The organism is Pseudobacter ginsenosidimutans (assembly GCF_007970185.1).
Classification (GTDB): domain Bacteria; phylum Bacteroidota; class Bacteroidia; order Chitinophagales; family Chitinophagaceae; genus Pseudobacter; species Pseudobacter ginsenosidimutans.
In genome coordinates this window covers 998,095-1,018,414 of record NZ_CP042431.1, presented here as the reverse complement: position 1 = coordinate 1,018,414, position 20,320 = coordinate 998,095, and the positions used below count along the sequence as shown (strand labels likewise).

At 46.5% G+C, this 20,320-nt stretch carries 23 protein-coding genes; 11 read left to right on the top strand and 12 right to left on the bottom strand.

Going from position 1 to position 20,320, the window contains the following annotated elements; translation table 11 throughout:
- Nucleotides 1-127 precede the first annotated feature (127 nt).
- Nucleotides 128-1,162: a glycosyltransferase family protein gene (locus tag FSB84_RS04000; RefSeq protein ID WP_130542791.1), complete on the bottom strand. Its 1,035-nt coding sequence runs from the start codon at nt 1,160-1,162 to the stop codon at nt 128-130.
- A 21-nt stretch (nt 1,163-1,183) separates the two neighbouring features.
- Nucleotides 1,184-2,020, bottom strand: a complete 837-nt coding sequence (locus tag FSB84_RS03995) for a UDP-2,3-diacylglucosamine diphosphatase (RefSeq protein WP_130542792.1) — start codon at nt 2,018-2,020, stop codon at nt 1,184-1,186.
- Nucleotides 2,021-2,399: 379 nt separating this feature from the next.
- On the opposite strand from FSB84_RS03995, the gene FSB84_RS03990 reads away from it, so the two are divergent.
- Nucleotides 2,400-3,680 carry a DUF5690 family protein gene (locus FSB84_RS03990; RefSeq protein WP_225979973.1) on the top strand — a complete coding sequence of 427 codons (1,281 nt, stop codon included), beginning with the start codon at nt 2,400-2,402 and terminating at the stop codon, nt 3,678-3,680.
- A gap of 2 nt (nt 3,681-3,682) precedes the next feature.
- Here the strand turns inward: FSB84_RS03990 and FSB84_RS03985 are convergent, their stop codons facing one another.
- On the bottom strand, nt 3,683-4,321 hold the full coding sequence (locus tag FSB84_RS03985) for an NADPH-dependent F420 reductase (protein WP_130542793.1): 639 nt from the start codon (nt 4,319-4,321) through the stop codon (nt 3,683-3,685).
- A gap of 247 nt (nt 4,322-4,568) precedes the next feature.
- Here FSB84_RS03985 and FSB84_RS03980 point away from each other — a divergent pair, with 247 nt between their 5' ends.
- Nucleotides 4,569-5,141, top strand: coding sequence for a hypothetical protein (locus FSB84_RS03980; protein WP_130542794.1), 573 nt, complete (start codon nt 4,569-4,571; stop codon nt 5,139-5,141).
- A 2-nt stretch (nt 5,142-5,143) separates the two neighbouring features.
- Here FSB84_RS03980 and FSB84_RS03975 read toward each other — a convergent pair whose 3' ends face one another.
- The 3 genes from FSB84_RS03975 to arfB are packed head-to-tail and all read right to left on the bottom strand — an operon-like array spanning nt 5,144 to nt 7,421.
- Nucleotides 5,144-6,190: a cytochrome-c peroxidase gene (locus FSB84_RS03975; protein WP_130542795.1), complete on the bottom strand. Its 1,047-nt coding sequence runs from the start codon at nt 6,188-6,190 to the stop codon at nt 5,144-5,146.
- A gap of 2 nt (nt 6,191-6,192) precedes the next feature.
- Nucleotides 6,193-6,996: an MbnP family protein gene (locus FSB84_RS03970; RefSeq protein WP_130542796.1), complete on the bottom strand. Its 804-nt coding sequence runs from the start codon at nt 6,994-6,996 to the stop codon at nt 6,193-6,195.
- 17 nt (nt 6,997-7,013) lie between these two features.
- On the bottom strand, nt 7,014-7,421 hold the full coding sequence (gene arfB, locus FSB84_RS03965) for an alternative ribosome rescue aminoacyl-tRNA hydrolase ArfB (RefSeq protein ID WP_130542797.1): 408 nt from the start codon (nt 7,419-7,421) through the stop codon (nt 7,014-7,016).
- Nucleotides 7,422-7,449: 28 nt separating this feature from the next.
- Here arfB and dtd point away from each other — a divergent pair, with 28 nt between their 5' ends.
- On the top strand, nt 7,450-7,902 hold the full coding sequence (gene dtd, locus FSB84_RS03960; RefSeq protein WP_130542798.1) for a D-aminoacyl-tRNA deacylase: 453 nt from the start codon (nt 7,450-7,452) through the stop codon (nt 7,900-7,902).
- Nucleotides 7,903-7,911: 9 nt separating this feature from the next.
- Nucleotides 7,912-8,244 (top strand): nucleotide pyrophosphohydrolase, encoded by a 333-nt coding sequence (locus FSB84_RS03955; protein WP_225979972.1) that lies wholly within the window; start codon nt 7,912-7,914, stop codon nt 8,242-8,244.
- On the opposite strand, the gene FSB84_RS03950 is transcribed toward FSB84_RS03955, so the two are convergent.
- Both FSB84_RS03950 and FSB84_RS03945 read right to left on the bottom strand, forming a co-directional pair.
- Entirely contained in the window at nt 8,245-8,565 is a 321-nt protein-coding gene (locus tag FSB84_RS03950) for a hypothetical protein (protein WP_130542799.1), read from the bottom strand.
- Nucleotides 8,566-8,568: 3 nt separating this feature from the next.
- Nucleotides 8,569-8,751, bottom strand: a complete 183-nt coding sequence (locus tag FSB84_RS03945; protein ID WP_127128710.1) for a hypothetical protein — start codon at nt 8,749-8,751, stop codon at nt 8,569-8,571.
- An 84-nt stretch (nt 8,752-8,835) separates the two neighbouring features.
- On the opposite strand from FSB84_RS03945, the gene FSB84_RS03940 reads away from it, so the two are divergent.
- Together FSB84_RS03940 and FSB84_RS03935 are read left to right on the top strand one after the other, a co-directional pair.
- Nucleotides 8,836-10,275 (top strand): glycine--tRNA ligase, encoded by a 1,440-nt coding sequence (locus FSB84_RS03940; protein ID WP_130542800.1) that lies wholly within the window; start codon nt 8,836-8,838, stop codon nt 10,273-10,275.
- 183 nt (nt 10,276-10,458) lie between these two features.
- On the top strand, nt 10,459-10,752 hold the full coding sequence (locus FSB84_RS03935; protein ID WP_130542801.1) for a hypothetical protein: 294 nt from the start codon (nt 10,459-10,461) through the stop codon (nt 10,750-10,752).
- A 96-nt stretch (nt 10,753-10,848) separates the two neighbouring features.
- Here FSB84_RS03935 and FSB84_RS03930 read toward each other — a convergent pair whose 3' ends face one another.
- Nucleotides 10,849-11,610 (bottom strand): ferredoxin--NADP reductase, encoded by a 762-nt coding sequence (locus FSB84_RS03930; protein ID WP_130542802.1) that lies wholly within the window; start codon nt 11,608-11,610, stop codon nt 10,849-10,851.
- A 110-nt stretch (nt 11,611-11,720) separates the two neighbouring features.
- On the opposite strand from FSB84_RS03930, the gene mfd reads away from it, so the two are divergent.
- Nucleotides 11,721-15,164, top strand: coding sequence for a transcription-repair coupling factor (mfd, locus tag FSB84_RS03925; RefSeq protein WP_130542803.1), 3,444 nt, complete (start codon nt 11,721-11,723; stop codon nt 15,162-15,164).
- Nucleotides 15,165-15,216: 52 nt separating this feature from the next.
- Here mfd and FSB84_RS03920 read toward each other — a convergent pair whose 3' ends face one another.
- Complete coding sequence (locus FSB84_RS03920) at nt 15,217-16,143, bottom strand: tetratricopeptide repeat protein (RefSeq protein ID WP_130542804.1); 927 nt, start codon at nt 16,141-16,143, stop codon at nt 15,217-15,219.
- A 51-nt stretch (nt 16,144-16,194) separates the two neighbouring features.
- Here FSB84_RS03920 and FSB84_RS03915 point away from each other — a divergent pair, with 51 nt between their 5' ends.
- Entirely contained in the window at nt 16,195-16,575 is a 381-nt protein-coding gene (locus FSB84_RS03915) for a DUF4870 domain-containing protein (protein ID WP_165434925.1), read from the top strand.
- A 3-nt stretch (nt 16,576-16,578) separates the two neighbouring features.
- On the opposite strand, the gene FSB84_RS03910 is transcribed toward FSB84_RS03915, so the two are convergent.
- Nucleotides 16,579-17,010 (bottom strand): GNAT family N-acetyltransferase, encoded by a 432-nt coding sequence (locus FSB84_RS03910; RefSeq protein ID WP_130542805.1) that lies wholly within the window; start codon nt 17,008-17,010, stop codon nt 16,579-16,581.
- 277 nt (nt 17,011-17,287) lie between these two features.
- Here FSB84_RS03910 and FSB84_RS03905 point away from each other — a divergent pair, with 277 nt between their 5' ends.
- From FSB84_RS03905 to FSB84_RS03895, 3 genes are all read left to right on the top strand, one after another.
- Nucleotides 17,288-17,524: an acyl carrier protein gene (locus FSB84_RS03905; RefSeq protein ID WP_038103191.1), complete on the top strand. Its 237-nt coding sequence runs from the start codon at nt 17,288-17,290 to the stop codon at nt 17,522-17,524.
- A 107-nt stretch (nt 17,525-17,631) separates the two neighbouring features.
- Nucleotides 17,632-18,885: a beta-ketoacyl-ACP synthase II gene (fabF, locus tag FSB84_RS03900; protein WP_130542806.1), complete on the top strand. Its 1,254-nt coding sequence runs from the start codon at nt 17,632-17,634 to the stop codon at nt 18,883-18,885.
- Nucleotides 18,886-18,989: 104 nt separating this feature from the next.
- Nucleotides 18,990-19,718 (top strand): ribonuclease III family protein, encoded by a 729-nt coding sequence (locus tag FSB84_RS03895; RefSeq protein WP_130542807.1) that lies wholly within the window; start codon nt 18,990-18,992, stop codon nt 19,716-19,718.
- 197 nt (nt 19,719-19,915) lie between these two features.
- Here the strand turns inward: FSB84_RS03895 and mce are convergent, their stop codons facing one another.
- Nucleotides 19,916-20,314, bottom strand: coding sequence for a methylmalonyl-CoA epimerase (gene mce, locus FSB84_RS03890; protein ID WP_130542808.1), 399 nt, complete (start codon nt 20,312-20,314; stop codon nt 19,916-19,918).
- Nucleotides 20,315-20,320: the final 6 nt, after the last annotated feature.

Sequence of the window (20,320 nt, the reverse complement as noted above, 5' to 3'; positions counted from 1 at the left end):
ACGCCGTTCGATTTCTATCGTGACGGCTTTTTTTATGCAATCAACAAAAAGGCCTCCCCGCCTGCTTACGCGTTTGGGAAGGCCCGTGTTAATCCAATAATAATAGCAGGAAAGAACTTGATCTCCGTTAGTTGAAAATAAGATCAGGATAAGGAATATCCAGTTCATAGCGAAGCGATGAACAACGGTACATCAATATATTGATGATAGCTTCGGTAGAATAATCATAAGTAACGCCGGGCGTTTCAGGATCATTCACCCAGTTGTTGAATGTGTCTGTAAAATCATCATCAAGACTATCTGGTGTGCGAACACCGATCTTCTTCAATGCTGCTGCATTGCAGAGCTGTTCGTATTGCCCCTTGATGGGGATGGCAATCATCTTCTTTTTAAGATAAAGCGCTTCTGCAGGCGTTTCAAATCCGGCTCCGCATACGATGCCATGACAAGTGATAAGGCTTTTATTGAATGCTTCCTTTCCAACAGGAATGAATGTAACATGACCTTCCGTCTTTACTTCTTTTACCTCTTTGGAGAAAACTTCAAAGCGATGATCAGTGAGCGGACGCAAGTACTGCATTAATTGATTGTCGCAGTAAGATGGAAGGTACACAGTGATATGCCCCTTATTGCTGGCTTCAGCCTGCAGGATCTCTTCCTTGATCACAGGTGAGAAAATGAAATCATCATAGCTCTCGAAGTGCAGTCCGATGTATTGTGAGGCTTTAGCGTAATTCTGAAGCACCCATTCTCCGATCTTGTTGGGCTTTTCCGGTCTTGGCGTTTTGGCGCTCATAAAGCTCGCCTGATGGCCGAAGTTCACCGATGGCACTTTCTTGTAAGCACAGGCCAGGGAGGTGATACATTCGAAATCGTTCAGCACCAGGTCATATTTTTCTACCGGCAGTTCCCGCATTTCCTTCATGATCCTGAAAGGCGAAACCTTACTCATGATCTTCCTGTAATTGAGGCTTCCCTTACAGGTGTAGAAGAGGCTGAGCCCCTGGCTACGGTATTTGATTTCGGCATCCAGTGGTAAGGTGCTGTTGGCGCCGCTGAGAAAAATGTCTACCGTTCCGAACTTGTGCAGGTAGGGCAGGAGCTCCATCGCCCTGCTGATATGTCCATTTCCGGTAGCCTGAATTGCATACAATATTTTCATCCTGGTATTGTTTGAGCTGTGTTAGATGGCAAGTGAATTGATATAGAAACTGATCTCGTCTGTGATCACGTTGAGGGGCATACGCTTGTCTGCGTTGGGTACATGCTGGAATTTGGCTTCGTCGTACTCGAAGATCTTCCATTCTCCCTGCTGGTATTCCAGTGCAGTGAGATGCTCCACCCAGTCGCCGGAGTTGAGGTAGATCACTTCGCCCTTCTCCGTTTTCACTACTCTTTTCTGCGGTTGGTGGATATGGCCGCAGATCACATAATCATATTTTTTATCGATGGCCAGCTCTGCTGCGATCATTTCAAAATCATTGATCCTCACAACAGCCTTGTTCACTTCGGCCATCACTTTTTTGGAGATGGACATCTTTTCCCTGCCGAAGGCTTTCAGGATATTGTTCACAAGCCGGTTGAAAAGGATCAGGGCGCCATATCCATTGCTGCCCAGTTTGGCCAGCAGTTTGGCGCCACCTTTCGTGGTATTGTCGAAGACGTCTCCGTGGAAGATCCAGGTCATTTTATTATCGATCTCCAGCACCAGTTTATCGGTAAGCGTAAAGTTGCTGAGCTGGAAGTCCGAATAGCGGCGCATTTGTTCATCATGATTGCCTGTGATATAGAATACGCGGGTGCCCTGCATCATCATGTTCAGCACTTCTTTGATCACAGCCATATGGGAACTGGGGAAGTAGCGTTTTGAAAACTGCCAGCAATCTATGATATCGCCATTCAGGATGAGGATATTTGGAGTGATACTTTTGAGGTAGGCTACCAATTCCTTGGCGCGGCATCCGTATGTGCCGAGGTGCACATCTGAGATCACTACTACATCAACTGGTCGTTTTTCCATTAGAGAGCGGTTTAGCAAAATTCCAACCCATAGCTGATCTGTGCGTAAACAGGGAGTTAAGGAATTGTATTGTTATTGTGAAGTGAATATTAAGTGTTAGAATCTAGCGGGCATGTGTATACGAAACATAGCTATTAATAAATTGTAACCAAACCGGAACCGATGCTTTTTATCAGATTCAATGCTGATCTTGCATGTCCAATCAAGAACATTCTACAAATTCTTTTATAGGCAAATCAAGAGCAATCGTAGCAGTTTCTTAATGTTGACGGCGAAGCTTATCCAGGTTTCGCCCTTTTTTATTCCCCTGTTTTCACAACAATGCCTTATCTTACTGATAACATGATTGCAATCTTTTATCAACACTAATCTGATCAGCTTGTCAACCGGAGTGCCTGCCACCACCTTTTCCAGGAAACAGATCATGATTGCGATCTACGCAGCCATTGTGGCCTTCCTCACTTATACTTCTGTATTTGCCTACCGCAAACCGTTTACAGTAGCCACTTTTGACGGACTGGTATTCTGGGGTATCCGCTATCAGGTACTGCTGATCGTGAGTCAGGGCCTGGGATATATGCTGAGTAAATTCGCCGGCATACGCTTCATTTCAGAAATGAAAAGGTTTGGAAGATGGAAAACAAGCGCTGTGCTGATCGGTATTTCCTGGTTCTCCTTGCTCTTGTTCGGTCTGTTGCCAGCGCCCTGGGGCATGTTGTGTTTGTTTGTGAACGGCTTCATGCTCGGCTTCATGTGGGGGATCGTGTTCAGCTATGTGGAAGGACGAAGGGCCACTGACCTGATCGGTTCTGCGATGGCAGTGAGCTTTGTTTTTGCAGGTGGCTTCACCCGTTCCGTGGCAGTATGGCTGAGAGACAGCTGGCATGTGCCGGAGCAATGGCTGGCATTCGGAACAGGACTGGTATTTGCGGTCCCGCTGATCATTTTCATGTACCTCATGGAAAGGATCCCCGACCCGGATCAGCAAGACATACAGGAACGCACTGTAAGGGTTCCCATGAGCAAGGAAGCACGCTTACAATTCCTGCGAACATTCGGTGGTGGTGTACTGGCGCTGACCATCACTTATCTCTTCCTTACCATCATGCGCGATATACGGGATAATTTCATGGCCAATCTCTGGAATGAGCTGGGCTATGGAAAGAAGCCCGCCATCTTCACACAAACGGAAACCATCACTTCCATTTCGATCCTCATCATGATGAGCCTGCTGATCATAGTGCGGAAAAATATCAGGGCATTGAAACTGATCCATTGGGTGATTTTGACGGGATTCCTGCTCTCAGGTATTTCATCCCTTCTTTTTATCTCCGGAAAAATCAGCGGCGCACTCTGGATGCAACTGGTTGGCCTGGGATTGTATATGGGCTACATCCCTTTCAACAGTATTTTCTTCGAAAGACTGATCGCCAGTTTCCGCATAGCCGGCAACGTGGGCTTCCTTATCTACCTGGTGGACGCCTGGGGATATCTTGGCAGCTCTTTTGTAATGCTTTCGAAAGAGATCTTCAAGGTAAATCTGACCTGGACTGAATTCTATCCAAACAGTGTGATCATATTTTCGGTGATCGGGATTGCCGGCACACTCTATTCATGGATGTATTTCAGCCGCAAATACAATTCGATGATGAATGTCTGAGATTATTTCCTTAGTAACGCAAAGGCAGAACCGAACTCCTGTTGCCTGATCTCGCTGATAAGGCAGGTGAGCATGAGGGACTCCAGTAATGCGCTTCGGGTTATGTCGCCCAGGTCTATCACATCGCGCCATCCGATGGCATGGAGCAGCTCCTGTACGGTGACCTTGGCTTCTGCATCGTTGCCGCAGAGGAACATCACCGGTGTACCCTGACTGAAGCTGGGATTCACCATGGTAGCCGACCCCACCATATTGAGGGTTTTCACTACCCGGCTTTCGGGTAACCATTGCTGGATCATTTCTCCCGCGGAAATATTTTTAAGTGCGAGTTGTGGTGTTTCGCTGAATTCAACAGCATTGGAGAGATCGATGATCACTTTATGCTGAAGGGCTTGTTGCCCGGTTTGTTTCAATACGCTTTCCACGCCACTCCAGTTGATGGCCAGTACAATCACCTCTCCGAATGCGGCTGATTCTTCAAATGTTGCGATCTGGCAATCAGGCCCCATCTGCTCTTTCCAGGTGAAAAGGCTTTCGCTCATCGGGTCCCTGCTGCTGATCTTCACGGAATGGCCGGCATCCAGCCATCCTTTGGCCAGTGCTTTACCAACACTGCCGGCTCCCAGTATTCCTATTTTCATTATATATCGATCTTGTGTAGTTGTAAAGAAGCAAAATTACTTTTAAAAAATCATCAGCTACCTATCATTAGCTTGATCGCGGTCAATACTTACAGAATATTCCTTTTCGCGAAAATGATTTCCTCCTATTTTGGCATAATATTTTCCTTTCTTTCGAAAGTTTTCTTCTTATTTATTACTTCATCCTATAGGAATCCAAATTGTTAAGGCGGTAACTAAAAAACATTCGTAAATCTTAAACGAAAGGATGAGAGAATTGTTCGCAAGAGGGTTTTGTACACTCCTGATCCCAATGATACTGCTTACGGGTTGCCGTTCCGGCCAGGCTTACCCCTATGAGTCCGAAAATGGGATAAACGCTATTATCTACCAGTTGCAGGCCCAGTTCGGGCTGGGTGGCCGATATGCCAGTATACATATGCGTTATGAAGACTCAACTGCGCTGGTGCTGACAATTACCGGGGTAGCCGAACGTAATAAAGACAGTCTGGAGGTTCGCCAGCTACGCGGCGGTAAATGGAAGCAGATCAGTTCCACTAACCTGGGCTCAATGATTGAAGCCCCCATCTTTTTCTCCCTTGATTCTGTTGCTTCCTTTAAGAAGATCCCTGAACTGATCAGGTCCAGCATCGCTAAAATGAATACGGAGCTGAAGAAGTCAGATCTGCACGTTAAAGAGATCCTGGTGAATGCGCCTTCGTATGATCCGGATGGCGATCCGGTTCGGATCATCATCTTTGTTGAACCGCAGGAAGGCACGGAAAAATTTGAATACTCTTACAACTCCAATGGTTTGCTGAAAGACGTGCTGCAGTATTGAGTTTACTCCGGCGGTCCGAATCTTTTGTCAGTAATGAAGCTGGAATCTGTTAGAGTACGAAGGAAAAGCAGCAGGTAAAATTTATCGTTTATCGAAAGCGGGATCTTGTTTTTCACCAGCGGATCGGTAGTAGGCCCATTCTGAACGCCACTGTTGTAATGTTCCAGGATCTGGCTGATGCTGAGGAAGCGTCCGTCATGCCCATAAGGCGCTGTGAGCGCTACATTGCGAAGGGAAGGCACTTTGAATTTCAGCGAATCTTCCGGTTTCCTGGTGATGTTCATTCGTCCATAATCCTTGTTGGTAGGGTCCACGGTTATGCCGGTATTCCGGAAACTATTGTCTGTGAACAATGGTTCTGTATGACAACCCGTACATTTGCTTTGAAAGATAGCATAACCTGTTTGCTCATCCGAATTGAACTGAGCTGTTCCCTTTTTCATCCTGTCGTATTTTGAATTGGCAGAGATCATGCTGCCCACAAATTGCGTAAGCGCCCTCAGCATGCGCTGGCTGTTGATGGCGGCATCTCCGAACGCCGCTCTGAACAAAGCTGGATATTGACTATCCTGTTTCAGCTTTTCCAGCACATTATTGATGTCTTCCGCCATTTCATTGGGGGCTGTGATGGGCGCCAGCGGCTGCACTTCCAGGTTAGTAATGCCGCCATCCCAGTGTGTTGCCGGTTGCCAGGCGATATTGTACAATCCCGGCGCATTGCGCAGGGTGAACTGGTTATCGAACCCATGGCTTAAGGGGTGATCGAAAGTTGAGAAAGCGGCAAATTGCTGATGACAACTGGCGCATGGAAAGTTGCCGTCTTTAGACAAACGGCCATCATAGAATAATTTCCTCCCCAGCTCAAATCCTTCCTGCGTGAGCGGGTTGCCGGAAAAATCATAATGGGGCGAAGGCCATCCCTGCGGAATATTGAAACTGATTGGAGTGGGATCGGCGCCCTTATCATTGCCCGATTTCTTGCATGCCTGAACCAGTATTGCTCCCAGTGTGATGAATAAGGAAATCAATATGGTCCATCTAACAGTCATGCCTATTCCGTTTTAGCCGTCATTACGGTGAACATTTTGGAGTAATTGTCTGCTACCTGTTTGGCTTCTGTACCGGCAGTCATGATGCTGTTGAGTTTTGAGATCTTGATATCATGAGGCGTGCTGAACCAGTCGTACACATCTGCCGTAACGTTGATCTCGGCAGTTTTTCCTCCTTCCATGTTCACGCCGGTACCGAAGGGGAAGAGTAACTGTATTTCCTTGTTCACGTCTTCACCGGTCTTGAATCCCCCGATATGGTATGTGAATCGTTTACCCGGAGCGGTTGATGAGGGCGAAGTGCCTTCGAATTTGGCGAAGATATAGCCCGTGTTCCAGGCCCAGAACATGCCTTTGGCGGGGTCCAGCGCATCGGTCTGAGCGCCGCTTACATTATGGGTGCTGTCTACTCCCAGGATGAAAGAAAGACGGTTATAGTTAGACGGTAGTACCCCAACTTTTACAAGGGTGGAGAGAGAGTCTTTGAAATCCACCAGGAAATATTTATCTGCCGCAATTTCGAAAGCCTTTCCGGTATTGCTGTTGGATAAACGGATGGCGCGGATATAGAATTTGAAACTGGTGACCACGAAACTTTCGTTCCACACATTGGTATAAGTAGTGGTATCGAAATACATTCTTGCCGTATCGTATCTGACAACCGGCGTGAATTTGATGGTGAGATTGGTTTCCTGCCCGGTGAATTCATTCTTCACATCTTTCTGGCAACTGCTGGTGGACGCCATGATGGATACCAGCACAGGTATCATGAAGAAGTAAGGCAGTCTGTTTGGTTTCTGGTTCATAGATTTGGTGGTTTGGGTTAAAGATCTTGCTGACGGATCTTTCGTCTGTCCGACTTCTGCTGTGATGATTTCTTTTTCGTGTCAAGCCTTTTGGCTTTCGACTGAGCAGAAGGTTTGGTGGCAATTCTCTTCTTTTCTTTCTTCAATGCCTGCTCCAGCAGAGCATTGGTTTTTTTGATCACTTCCTGTTTATTATCGAGCTGCGACCTGTGGACCTGGCTCCTGACCTGCAAAAACCCTTCCGAATTTAGTTTTGATCCCAGTTTTTTGATCAATGTCTCTTTCTGCGTTTCACTCAGGATCATTGAATTGCCGATATGGAAATATCCCTCCACCATGGTTTCCACCTTGTTCACATTCTGACCGCCTTTGCCTCCGCTGCGGGCGGTTTTGAATTGCATTTCTTTTGAAACCTCTATCTTCATTCCATAAAGTTAATCATAAAAAACGGCTATGCGGGTAGTGATCCAAAGGGTAACAGAAGCATCTGTTACCATCGATAATAGTATACGTTCCTCCATCGGGAAGGGTTTGCTGGTACTGGCAGGAATTGAAGATGCCGATACGCAGGAAGATATCGACTGGCTTTCGGCCAAGATCGTTCAGTTGCGCATTTTCAATGATGCAGACGGAGTAATGAACCTCAGTCTGAAAGACATTGATGGTGAGCTGCTGCTGGTAAGCCAGTTCACTTTGCATGCCAGCACCAAAAAAGGGAACCGGCCTTCCTATATCAAAGCCAGCAAGCCTCCTGTGGCCATCCCCCTGTACGAAAAACTGATTGCCCGCCTGGAAATGGAATTGGGCAAACCGATCGGTACCGGCGAATTCGGTGCCGACATGAAAGTGGCCCTCCTCAACGACGGGCCCGTAACTATTATCATCGATTCAAAGAACAAAGAATAATCAATATTTATGGAGATCACAATTCAACAGGCACAAGACCAGGTAGACCATTGGATCAAAACCGTGGGCGTCCGTTATTTCAGCGAGCTCACCAATATGGCCATACTCACCGAAGAAGTGGGAGAACTGGCTCGCATCATGGCCCGCAAATATGGCGACCAGAGTTTCAAAGAATCCGATAAACAAAAAGACCTGGCCGATGAAATGGCCGATGTGCTCTGGGTGCTGATATGCCTGGCCAATCAAACGGGTGTAAACTTAACCGAAGCGCTTACAAAGAATTTCGAGAAAAAGAATATCCGTGATGCAGACAGGCATAAGAACAATGAAAAGCTGAAATGATCAGGCTTTATGACTGGTCTTTTGATTGGACAATGCAATCAGCATAACAGCAACTGCAATCAATCCTGCTATTCCGGAGATGACCGGATCCAATCCGGAAATAGCTACTGAAAGTGTCACAAAAAGAAGACATGCTCCATTAATGGCGAGCATATTCTTTCTGGTAGATGAAACGTCCCATTGGTGTTTGGGATTGTTCATGGCATCACGAATGGTTTCTTTCTCAAATCCCTTCGACAGTAGTTCGTTTTCCAGTTCACCTGCCGGATAACCAGCCCGCAGCTTTTTCCGGATATATTTTCTAAGCTCTTCCGAATTCATATTTTATTTTTTTGTGATTTCGGCCAGTTTCCAAATAGTTCCGGCTACCCCTGCCAGTAATAGAAGAATACCCCAGCTATGCAGGAAGGAACCGCTTGCATGTTTGCTCATTTTGAGCAACCCACTGATAATAAAATAAAGGGAAACCAGGATGGTGAGAAATGCCATGGTGGTTGGCTTATTCATAGGTTCGGGATTTGAATCAAATTTAGCTCCGGAAGATGGAAAATGCAAGTGCTGTAAAGCGGAAACCCATTATCTTTGCCGGCTATGGCAACAGACAATAATCGTTTTCAGGCAATCATTTCACATTGTAAGGAGTATGGATTTGTTTTCCAGTCTAGTGAGATCTATGACGGGCTCAGCGCTGTATATGATTACGGCCAGTGGGGTAGTGAACTGAAGAAAAATATCAAGGATTACTGGTGGAAGAGCATGACCCAGTTGCATGAGAACATTGTTGGTATCGATGCTGCCATTTTCATGCATCCTACAACCTGGAAAGCCTCTGGTCACGTGGATAATTTCAGTGACCCGATGATCGATAATAAAGACAGTAAAAAAAGGTACAGGGTTGATCATTTGCTGGAAGCTTTTGCCGATGAACTGGAAAAAGCAGGTAAGAAAGAAGAGGGCGATGCCATCCTGGCTACCATGGATCAATTACTTGCTGCGGATGACTTCGACGGATTGAAAAAGCTTATCGAAGACAAGAAGATCAAATGCACCGTGAGCGGTACTTCCAACTGGACAGACGTTCGTCAGTTCAATCTCATGTTCTCTACCCAACTGGGTAGTGTAACCGAAGAAGCGAGCGAGATTTATCTCCGTCCTGAAACTGCCCAGGGCATTTTCGTGAATTTCCTGAACGTACAGAAAACAGGAAGGATGAAGATCCCATTCGGTATTGCCCAGATCGGAAAGGCCTTCCGTAATGAGATCGTGGCCCGTCAGTTCATTTTCCGTATGCGTGAATTTGAGCAGATGGAAATGCAGTTCTTCGTTCGCCCCGGAACTCAAAAAGAATGGTACGAAAAATGGAAAGCAACACGCATGGAGTGGCATAAAAGTCTTGGTATACCCGCCGATAAATACCGCTTCCATGATCACGTGAAACTTGCATTCTACGCAGATGCAGCCTGCGATATCGAATTTGAATTCCCCATCGGTTTCAAGGAAGTGGAAGGTATTCACTCCAGAACAGATTATGATCTGAGCCGTCACCAGGAGTTCAGCAAAAAGAAAATGCAGTACTTCGATCCCGAGATCAATCAGAATTATATTCCGTATGTGATCGAGACCAGTATTGGTCTGGACCGTTGTTTCCTGATGGTGATCAGCAATGCTTATGCGGAAGAGGACCTGAGCACTGCCGAAAAACAGGACAGCCGCGTAGTTTTACGATTTGCCCCCAAGCTGGCGCCCATCAAATTGGCGGTGTTGCCATTGACAAAAAAAGATGGCCTTCCGGAAATTGCAAGGGAAATAATGGACGAATGCAAAACCTCTTTCCGTTGCTTCTACGAGGAAAAAGACGCTATTGGTAGACGTTATCGCCGGCAGGATGCAATTGGCACGCCGTTTTGTGTAACCGTAGACCATCAAACGAAAGAGGATCAGACGGTTACAATACGTTACCGGGACACTATGCAACAGGAGCGGATCCCTATAAATAAAATCAAAGAATTGATTGAAAAACAAATTTTATAGCTACATTTGAGTCGCCTATCGTAAAGAATAACACCACACCTGACAGTCCTTCTCCGCCCAACCGACACAGAAACCCTGATAATTGATCCTATGGGAACCAATATTTCCCGGTTAAGGTCGTTTATTAATTGATTAGTGGTTTGAACTATTGTTCTTACACGCTAAATAGCTTATCATATGATAATGTTTATTACTATCCCTGTGAATGTATTTTTGTTAGGTGGTGCGCTGTTTGTAGCTTTTCTGATTGGCTACATGATCCGCTCAAAGGATCTGGCTAAATCAAATAAGAAAGTTACCTCCCTCGAAACTGAAATGGTATCAAATCACGCGGAAATTCTGAACCTGCAAAAAGAAAATGTAGAACTGGAAAAGAAGTTGAAATCATTGTCTATTCCGGTAATACCAATGACGAAAGAGGATAAAGAAGCGAAGAGAGTAGCTTCCCAATCCCCTACAGCTCAGAAGCATTCCTGATCCTTATTTGAACCTCCCCAAGCCCTGGAGCTGTGATTGAAAGCGGACCAACCTTTACAAGAAATATCCATAACAGCAACATGCATTTGTTGCCGATTAGCCGTATAATTCCTGATGAATTGATTTCCGGTCGTATCCCAGAGACTGGATTCTTTGTTTGGCCTCATCGATCATATTTTTCCATCCACACAAGTAGAACCAGGCGGGTTTCACTGCAAGATCACCCACGTTTTCAATGGAAGGAGTTCTGTTATTGTTACAGATCTCTTCATAGATCGTATGCACATAACCGGTGCAATGGCTGTTCCCTGGCTCTTCCCGGGAATAGGTAGGCAGGTATTGGAAAGCAGGAAGCTCTTTTTCCAGTTCCCTCATTTCCTGCTCGTAGAGGGTATCCCCGAATTTCCGGCATCCGAACAACAGGTATAGCCGCTGGTGCGGGATCTTGTGTCTTTTGAGATGATGGCACATGCTTCTGAAAGGAGCAATGCCCGTGCCGGTGCAGATGAAGAAGAGATCCCGGTCAATCACATCCGGCAACGTGAATACGCCTTGCGGACCCCGGAAAGTAAGTTCATGGCCTTCCCGAACTTCATTGAACAGCCAGGTGGTGCCAGCTCCGCCTTCCAGTAATACGATCAGTAATTCAAAAATATTGCTGCCATCCGGCCAGGAGGCGATGGAATAAGAACGCCAGCGTTTATTGGGCTTCTCATGTATGGGAAGATCCAGTGTAACAAACTGTCCGGGCTCAAAATCGAATGACTCCAACTCAGGGACCTGGATCCAGAAACGACGCGTACTGTTGGTTTCATTCACTATGCGGATGACCTTACCGGTTCGCCAGGGCTGTACCATGCAATCGTGTTTTTCTAAATATACAAAATTTCAGTGTGTTCCCCAGCTACCCGACTCCTGCAACACACTGTGATAGTCCATACCTTTTTCGTACCTTTGCATCCGCAGTTATGAATTTGCAGTCGTTGCTCGATGCGTTTAAAAAAGACCCCCGCCTTTTTCAATTGGCGGACAAGCTCTCTTTTGCCCGGCCCCAACGCATCCATTGTGAGAATCTTCGCGGCAGTGCTGCCAGTTTTGTGATCAGCACCATCTTTCAAAATCCCGCATCCAGCCAGTTGAACCACCTTGTGGTTTGTGAAGATGCCGAAAAAGCGGCTTACCTCCATAATTCACTGGAGAACCTGACCAATGCACTCAATCTTTATTTCTTCCCTTCTTCTTTCAAGAACAGGAAGAATTTCCGGTTGCTGAATCCCTCGCATGTGATGTTGCGCACGGAAGCGCTTACACGTTTCGCTGCTCAATCTCAAGGCAGGGCCGGGATGCTCATCACCTATCCTGAAGCGCTCTTCGAGAAAGTAGTACTGCCCAATACACTCAGCGGGAATATCATCTACATCAAATCCGGTGATACACTGGACCTCGTGGGGCTCATGGATAAACTGGTTGGTTATGGTTTCGATAGAACGGATTTCGTGTACGAGCCAGGCCAGTTCGCGCTGCGCGGCGGTATTCTCGATATCTATTCTTTCGGAAATGAAAAACCTTACCGGGTGGAGCTTTTCGGAAATGATGTTGACAGTATCCGCATCTTCGATCCGGAAACCCAGCTCAGTGAACGGAAGCTGCTGCAGGTGACCATCATTCCAAATGTAGACACACAGTTCGATACTGCCGACAAGATCTCTCTCTTCGATTTCCTGCCGGAGAATACCGTTGTGTGGATGCAGGACTGGTCCTTTACCAAAGAGAGACTGATCATTCAGGAGGAAGACCTGGAGCTTTTTCTTACCACCGTTACGCCCACGCAAAAAGCGCGTGATGCTGCCGGTGATGAAGACACCCGCATGGAGAAAACGGATACAAAACCAGAAGATTTTGTACCTGCACTCCGGATAGAACAACAATTACAATCAAGGCATATCGTGGCTTTCGGCCATGGCAAGGATTTCCCTGAAGGAGATCCTGCGGCCCACGATATCCCGGTTGACATACATTTCAATACAAAGGCGCAGCCTGCATTCAACAGGCAGTTCGACCTGCTGATCCGGGATCTCAAAAGCTGGTCAGCAAAGAACTTCGGGCTCTATCTTTTTGCAGAGAATCCGCGCCAGCTGGAACGCCTCAACAGCATCTTCGAAGATCTGAAGGCGGAGATCCCCTTCACACCCATACCTACATCCATCCATGAAGGCTTCATCGATGAAGACCTGAAACTGGTTTGCTATACTGACCACCAGATCTTCCAGCGCTATCATAAGTACAAGGTCAAACAGGCTTACAATAAGAACAAAGCCCTTACACTCCGCACCCTGCGCGAGTTACAGCCCGGCGACTATGTTACGCATATCGATCACGGTGTGGGCGTATACAGCGGTTTACAGAAGATCGAGACCAATGGAAAACTGCAGGAGGCTGTACGGATCATTTATAAGGACAGTGATATCCTGTATGTGAATATCAACTCACTGCACAAGATCTCCAAATACACCGGCAAGGAAGGTTCCGTGCCGAAAGTGAACAAGCTGGGTAGCGATGCCTGGAACCGGCTGAAGGAAAAAACGAAAACGAAGGTCAAAGAGATTGCCTTCGATCTTATTAAGTTATACGCGCAAAGAAAAGCCCAGCAAGGGTTTCAGCATACTCCCGACAATTACATGCAAACTGAGCTGGAGGCCAGCTTCATTTACGAAGACACACCAGACCAGAGCAAGGCTACTGCCGATGTGAAGCGTGATATGGAACAACCATCTCCGATGGACCGTCTTGTTTGCGGCGATGTGGGTTTCGGCAAAACCGAGATCGCGATGCGCGCCGCCTTCAAAACATGCGTGGACGGAAAGCAAGCTGCTGTGCTGGTGCCTACCACTATCCTCGCTTACCAGCATTACAAATCTTTCAGTGAACGTCTGAAAGATTTTCCTGTAACAGTGGATTATGTGAACCGTTTCAAATCTTCAAAAGAAAAGAAAGAGACTTTAAAAAGACTGGAAGAAGGAAAGATCGATATCATCATCGGTACGCATGCCATACTGGGCAAAGAAGTGAAGTTCAAAGACCTTGGCCTGCTCGTGATCGATGAAGAACAGAAATTCGGCGTGGCGCATAAAGAGAAGATCAAAACACTCCGCACCAATGTGGATTGTCTTACCCTAACGGCAACCCCTATCCCAAGAACATTGCAGTTCAGCCTGATGGGCGCTCGCGATCTCAGTATCATCAACACGCCGCCGCCGAACAGGCAGCCAATCCAGACAGAAGTGGCTGTGATGAACGATGATCTGCTCCGGGACGCCATTTATTTCGAGACTGAACGTGGCGGACAGGTCTTCTTCATCCATAACCGGATCCAGGGGCTGGCGGAAATGAAAGTGAAACTGCAGGGCCTTTGTCCTGATCTCAGTATCGGTTTCGCGCATGGCCAGCTTGAGGGGCATGAGTTGGAGGAAAAGATCCTGGACTTCATCAACAAGAAATACGATGTACTCATCTGTACCAATATCGTGGAGAGTGGCGTGGATATTCCGAATGTGAATACCATTATCGTGAACAATGCGCATCATTTCGGACTGAGCGATCTGCACCAGTTGCGTGGCCGGGTAGGAAGAAGCAATCGGAAAGCCTTCTGTTACCTGCTGGCGCCGCCAATGAGCACATTGCCGCCCGATTCCCGCAAACGCCTGCAAACACTGGAACAGCACAGCGAGCTAGGTAGCGGCTTCCAGATCGCCATGCGCGACCTTGACATTCGGGGCGCCGGTAATATGCTGGGTGGTGAGCAGAGCGGCTTCATGGCCGAGATAGGATTCGAGATGTACCAGAAGATCCTGGACGAAGCCATCAAAGAACTGAAGCGAACCGAATTCCGTAACCTCTTCAAAGAAGAGATTGCCAGGCAGGAAGATTATGTGCAGGATTGCACCATCGATACCGATCTCGAAATCCTGATCCCCGATAGTTATGTGGAAAGCATCACCGAAAGATTGACGCTGTACACCAGGCTTGATAACTGTGAAGATGAGCCCGCCCTGCAGGAATTTCACCAGGAACTGGGTGATCGTTTCGGACCTGTTCCGCCCCAGGTGGATGATCTCTTTGAAACTGTACGCGCCCGAAGATCGGGTGTGGAACTGGGTTTTGAAAAGATGACATTGAAAGATGAAACACTGCGTTGTTATTTCGTGAACAAACCTGATTCGCCTTATTTTGAATCACCTGTATTCCAACAGATCCTCAACTTTGTGCAAACGCAGGTGAACAATGCAAGACTGAAACAAACAGACAGGTCTTTCCTGCTGATCGTTACCGATATAAAGAGCATGAACAAGCTGGTGGCATTCCTGAAAAGGATGCAGGAGTTTGTGAGTGCAGAAACAGCAGCATCTAAATAATTTCCAACAGATTCATAAAAAGTAAAACCGGCGCTCAGGCCGGTTTTACTTTTTATGAATCTGCTTTCTTGTTATTCCTGAGACTTCTCAGCCAGGCGAGGAAGATCATTACCAGCGCCAGTAACGGGATAGCCCATACGATAGTTGCCCATCTGAAAGTATCCTTCACTTCTTTCTGCGAAGCCTTCACGCCATTGATGCGTACATCAATACTGTCTTTCAATGTAGAATCATACTTCAGTGCAAACTGATAGAATTCAAATGCTGCGCCAAGCGAATCTGTTTTGGCAACGATGTCTCCGAAATCTGTGACCAGTTGTCCGATCACGGCATTGGGCGGTGCAATGAAAGCGATCCGCTCATGCAACTGGTAAGCGATCTGTAATTTCAATGAATCGGCCGGGCGGGGAAAACGATAAGTTTTATCAGTCAGCCAGTCCTGGAAATTACCGGTGTTGAGGTTGATGATCTTTTTGTAATCGGGTGTTGCCGCCAGTTGTTCTTCCAGGATACGAACATGGATCCATTCGGAACCAAAGTGCGAGAGCGGGTTGATGGCGACAGCTTTTTTAAGGCACTCAAGTGCTTTGGTTTTATCGCCGTTTAGTTCATATGCGGTGCCGAGATTGGCAACAATATTATATTCGTTTGGGTATGACCGGTAGAGATCCTGTAATATCTGCAGGCCTTTGGCTTTGTCGCCTACCTTGAGTTGGGCAACTGCATAGTCGGAACGTTGTTTGTAGTTCAGCTCTGCGATATTTTTTCCAGCCATGTCCTCCAGGCTGTGGAGAGATTCTCCGTCAAATCCATGCCACCAGTAAGGCATTTCATCTTCTTTCGAATGAAGCAGCAAGTGAAGATGCAGTTTGTTTTTATCCAGCGGCATCTCTTTACGTTGATATTCATTCAGACAGGCGGATGCGGAAAGGCTGAACAACATTGCCGCAACAAGAAGAAATCGAAGGGGTTTGAACATATTCTGTAATTATTAGACTGTTTATACGACTGATAAAATAAACAAACAGTCATGAACGCGCAAGATACGAACTCTATTTTCGGAACTGCCGATATGCCTCCCGTTCCTCCCGCCAGTGAAGAGAAAACGATGGCGATATTATCGCATATTCTCGCAATTGTTCCGGGGATTGGAATCCTGGCCCCGCTGGTGATCTATCTTGTAAAAAGAAATGAAGGCAGTTTTGTGGAATTTCATGCCCGTGAATCCCTGAATTTCCAGATCACGATCCTGCTGGCTTATATTATTTCGGCCATCCTGATCATTGTGCTGGTAGGATTACTCTTCTTATGGGTGTTGCCCGTTGTTAATATTGTTCTGGTGATTGTTGCCACCATCCGGGCTTCGGAAGGGAGGTATTATCGATATCCTTTCTGTATAAGGCTGGTGTAAGATCTAATAAAGTACTTTCTCCATAATATAATGGGGGATGGTCACTTCATCGAACTGATCTCCCCTTACTTCATATCCCAGTTTCTCGTAAAAGCCTGTGGCTGAGGCGCGGGCATGCATGGTCATTCTGCTGTAACCGCGGTCGCGGGCCAGGTTTTCGGCAAACTGCATCAGGGCTCGCCCGATGCCTTTTCCCTGGAGGTTATTGAGTACCGCCATCTGGCGAAGTCGCACCGTTTGGGCGTCTGCGCGGATAAGCATACAGCATCCGAGCATCTTTTCATCTTCAAAAGCACCTATCAGTATTTCTTCTTTTTCAGACTCCAGTTCTTCGGGAGTGAAGGACAGGCCGAGTGGCTTGCGCAGGATTTCAAGGCGCAGGTTAACCATCTGCTGGTATTCAAAAGAGCCGTGATCTATAATTTTGAGGGCCATACCTGGGATTTGGGTGATGATACAGGTGTCTGCAATTTAACGATTTACCACATTACCGGGAGGATTTCAAGTATATAAAATTATTCAATATAAGCAGGTTTCATCCCGGTGGATTATCTTCGGCGCCCGGCTTTCAGCAAAGGCTGGAAGCGGGATGGCGGATAGTACTACAAAACGGCGAAAGAACAAAATATTCACAGCATTAATTAAAAACCAGCCAATTGTTGTTATAATCCCAAAATCTATATTTTTGCAGCCGTAACTAAACTTTACAAAAATGTCAGACATTGCAACAAGAGTAAAAAAGATTATTGTTGATAAGTTAGGTGTAGAAGAAGCAGAAGTTACCAATGAGGCTTCTTTCACCAATGATTTGGGTGCCGACTCTCTGGACACCGTGGAACTGATTATGGAATTTGAAAAAGAATTCAACATTTCCATTCCTGATGAGCAAGCTGAAACCATTACAACAGTTGGTCAGGCTATTGCTTACTTAGAAGAACATGCTAAGTAAACTGAAACTTGTTTCAGGTGCAATAAATTAAATCCGCTCTTCAATAGCTGGCAGTAGCCGCAGGGGCGGATTTGTTACTTAATTTAACTCCCCCGGGAAATAGTCCTATGCAATTAAAACGAGTTGTTGTAACGGGTATTGGTGCGTTGACGCCAATCGGTAATAATTTGGAAGAATACTGGAATGGTCTCATCAACGGAGTTTCCGGCGCTGATGCCATTACGTTATTTGATGCGTCCAAGTTCAAGACCCGTTTCGCTTGTGAACTCAAGAATTTTGATCCGTTAGAATTTCTGGATAAAAAAGAAGCAAGAAAACTGGACCGCTTCACACAAACTGCATTGGTTGTAAGTGACCAGGCAGTAAATGATGCGGGCCTCAAGGCAGAAGGCATCAATGCAGATCGCGTTGGTGTTGTATTTGCCAGTGGTATTGGTGGCTTGATCACCTTCCAGGAGGAAGTCACTGCCTTTGCACAAGGCGATGGCACTCCACGCTTCAATCCGTTCTTCATTCCGAAGATGATTCTTGATATTGCTGCAGGACATATTTCCATGCGTCACGGATTCCGTGGCCCCAACTTCGCGGTTGTAAGTGCTTGCGCTTCTTCCACCAATGCAATCATGGAAGCCTTTAACCTGATCAGGCTCGGAAAGGCTGATGTGATTCTTGCCGGTGGTTCTGAAAGTGTGATCCGCGAAGCTGGTGTGGGCGGGTTCAATGCAATGAAAGCGCTCAGTGAACGCAATGATGATCCCAAGACCGCCAGCCGTCCATACGACAAAGACCGTGATGGTTTTGTAATGGGCGAAGGCGCGGGAGTACTGGTACTGGAAGATCTGGACCATGCGCTGGCCCGTGGAGCCAAGATCTACTGCGAGATCGCAGGATGTGGCGCCACTGCCGATGCACACCATATCACTGCTCCACACCCGGAAGGGCTGGGAGCAAAGAATGTGATGCTTTCCGCGCTGGATGATGCAGGTATGAAGGCCACCGACATCGATTATATCAATACCCATGGGACCTCCACACCACTGGGAGATATAGCCGAAGTAAAAGCTATTGTGGATGTATTCGGTGAACACGCCTACAATCTCAATATCAGCTCTACCAAGTCCATGACAGGTCACTGCCTCGGCGCCGCAGGCGTTGTGGAAGCGATCGCATGCATCATGAGCGTGGTGAATGATATGGTGCCACCAACCATCAACCACTTTACTGATGATCCCGAACTGGATCCACGTCTCAATTTCACCTTTGGAAAATCCCAGCAGCGTGAAGTAAGGGCAGCCCTCTCCAATACCTTCGGGTTTGGCGGGCACAATGCCTGTGTGATTGTGAAGAAATACCCGGCATAATTAGTTTGCACGTATTCGTTTGCTGCTTGCTGTTCCAATGAAATCATGTACCCGTACCCATTAATGATTTTTTGGCTTAATGAAAAATTTGTAGCTTAACAATTGTGGGACTCCTGGACCGATTTTTTGGCAAAGGGAACGATCTTTCTTTCAAAAAGAACCTTCGTAATGTACTGGGATTCGTCCCGGGGAAGCTTCCTTTGTATCAGGCAGCCCTTACACACAGATCTGTAAGGGATAGTGCCGATGAGAACAACGAACGACTCGAATACCTTGGTGATGCCATTCTCTCCGGCATCGTAGCCGACTATCTTTTTAAAAAATATCCCTATCGCGAAGAAGGGTTCCTCACCGAGATGCGCAGCAAAATGGTGAACAGGAACAAGCTGAATGAGATCGCCATCAAAATGGGACTCAAGAAGATCACCTTCTACAATAAGTTCGACAATTCACTCAAGATGAGCCAGATCTTTGGCAATACGCTGGAAGCGGTTGTGGGAGCTATTTACCTCGATAAAGGATTTGTAAAAACAAAGAAGTGGGTACTCGAATGCATCATCATCCCTCACCTCTACATGGAGGACCTCGAAAATCTCGAGATCAATCACAAGAATAAATTGTACGGCTGGGCCAATAAGAATGGGAAGAACCTTGAATTCGAAACACTCGATGAAAGGATCGAAGGCGGCCGAAGACTTTTCACCATCGGTGCAGTGGTAGATGGAGAACTGCTTGCCGAAGGCAAGGCTTACAATAAGAAAGATGCCAGTCAGATCGCAGCAGCTATAGCTATCGACAAACTGGGATTGAATAAAACAGAGATCGAAGAGTGATCAATCAATAAAACTTCTTTCACTAGCCTCTCAGGCATACAAATACAAAGGCCAGCATTAACCATATCCAGGTTTTCAGTCTGTTGGGAGGTCGCATAGGCAATCGTTTTTAATGTTGACCAAATCCACTTTGAACTGAGAGATAAGCAGGCAGTTTGTTCAGACGGGTAATTGACAGTAAAAGGTACAATAGTTTTTTATCTTTCCATACATAATTCTATCAACACTCCATTGGTATGTTTGGGATGAAGGAAGCAAACCAGTTTATTATCAGCGCCTTGTTTAGGTTGTTCATTCAGCAGTACAAATCCTTCGGCCTGTAATCTTTTCATTTCCGCCTCGATATCAGCCACCTCAAAGGCGATATGATGAATACCTTCACCTTTCTTCTCCACAAATTTTGCGATCACGCCATCTTCACTTGTGCTTTCCAGTAATTCAATTTTCGTTTCTCCCTGCCTGAAAAATGCAGTGTTCACTTTTTCTCCTGTTACTTCTTCCGTTTTATAACATTCCGTGTTCAGCAGTTTTTCAAACAGGGGCACCGAATCAGTGAGGCTTTTCACAGCAATTCCGATATGTTCTACTTTCAACATGACATA

Excerpts from the sequence above, each read along its gene's own strand:
- FSB84_RS03915 (WP_165434925.1), top strand. The coding sequence starts at position 16,195 with ATGAACGCGCAAGATACGAACTCTATTTTCGGAACTGCCGATATGCCT.
- FSB84_RS03920 (WP_130542804.1), bottom strand. The coding sequence starts at position 16,143 with ATGTTCAAACCCCTTCGATTTCTTCTTGTTGCGGCAATGTTGTTCAGC.
- fabF (WP_130542806.1), top strand. The coding sequence starts at position 17,632 with ATGCAATTAAAACGAGTTGTTGTAACGGGTATTGGTGCGTTGACGCCA.
- FSB84_RS03905 (WP_038103191.1), top strand. The coding sequence starts at position 17,288 with ATGTCAGACATTGCAACAAGAGTAAAAAAGATTATTGTTGATAAGTTA.
- FSB84_RS03950 (WP_130542799.1), bottom strand. The coding sequence starts at position 8,565 with ATGAATTCGGAAGAGCTTAGAAAATATATCCGGAAAAAGCTGCGGGCT.
- FSB84_RS03930 (WP_130542802.1), bottom strand. The coding sequence starts at position 11,610 with ATGGTACAGCCCTGGCGAACCGGTAAGGTCATCCGCATAGTGAATGAA.
- FSB84_RS03995 (WP_130542792.1), bottom strand. The coding sequence starts at position 2,020 with ATGGAAAAACGACCAGTTGATGTAGTAGTGATCTCAGATGTGCACCTC.
- FSB84_RS03985 (WP_130542793.1), bottom strand. The coding sequence starts at position 4,321 with ATGAAAATAGGAATACTGGGAGCCGGCAGTGTTGGTAAAGCACTGGCC.
- FSB84_RS03980 (WP_130542794.1), top strand. The coding sequence starts at position 4,569 with ATGAGAGAATTGTTCGCAAGAGGGTTTTGTACACTCCTGATCCCAATG.
- FSB84_RS03955 (WP_225979972.1), top strand. The coding sequence starts at position 7,912 with ATGGAGATCACAATTCAACAGGCACAAGACCAGGTAGACCATTGGATC.
- FSB84_RS03945 (WP_127128710.1), bottom strand. The coding sequence starts at position 8,751 with ATGAATAAGCCAACCACCATGGCATTTCTCACCATCCTGGTTTCCCTT.
- FSB84_RS03910 (WP_130542805.1), bottom strand. The coding sequence starts at position 17,010 with ATGGCCCTCAAAATTATAGATCACGGCTCTTTTGAATACCAGCAGATG.
- mce (WP_130542808.1), bottom strand. The coding sequence starts at position 20,314 with ATGTTGAAAGTAGAACATATCGGAATTGCTGTGAAAAGCCTCACTGAT.
- FSB84_RS04000 (WP_130542791.1), bottom strand. The coding sequence starts at position 1,162 with ATGAAAATATTGTATGCAATTCAGGCTACCGGAAATGGACATATCAGC.
- FSB84_RS03940 (WP_130542800.1), top strand. The coding sequence starts at position 8,836 with ATGGCAACAGACAATAATCGTTTTCAGGCAATCATTTCACATTGTAAG.
- FSB84_RS03935 (WP_130542801.1), top strand. The coding sequence starts at position 10,459 with ATGTTTATTACTATCCCTGTGAATGTATTTTTGTTAGGTGGTGCGCTG.
- FSB84_RS03970 (WP_130542796.1), bottom strand. The coding sequence starts at position 6,996 with ATGAACCAGAAACCAAACAGACTGCCTTACTTCTTCATGATACCTGTG.
- arfB (WP_130542797.1), bottom strand. The coding sequence starts at position 7,421 with ATGAAGATAGAGGTTTCAAAAGAAATGCAATTCAAAACCGCCCGCAGC.
- mfd (WP_130542803.1), top strand. The coding sequence starts at position 11,721 with ATGAATTTGCAGTCGTTGCTCGATGCGTTTAAAAAAGACCCCCGCCTT.
- FSB84_RS03975 (WP_130542795.1), bottom strand. The coding sequence starts at position 6,190 with ATGACTGTTAGATGGACCATATTGATTTCCTTATTCATCACACTGGGA.
- dtd (WP_130542798.1), top strand. The coding sequence starts at position 7,450 with ATGCGGGTAGTGATCCAAAGGGTAACAGAAGCATCTGTTACCATCGAT.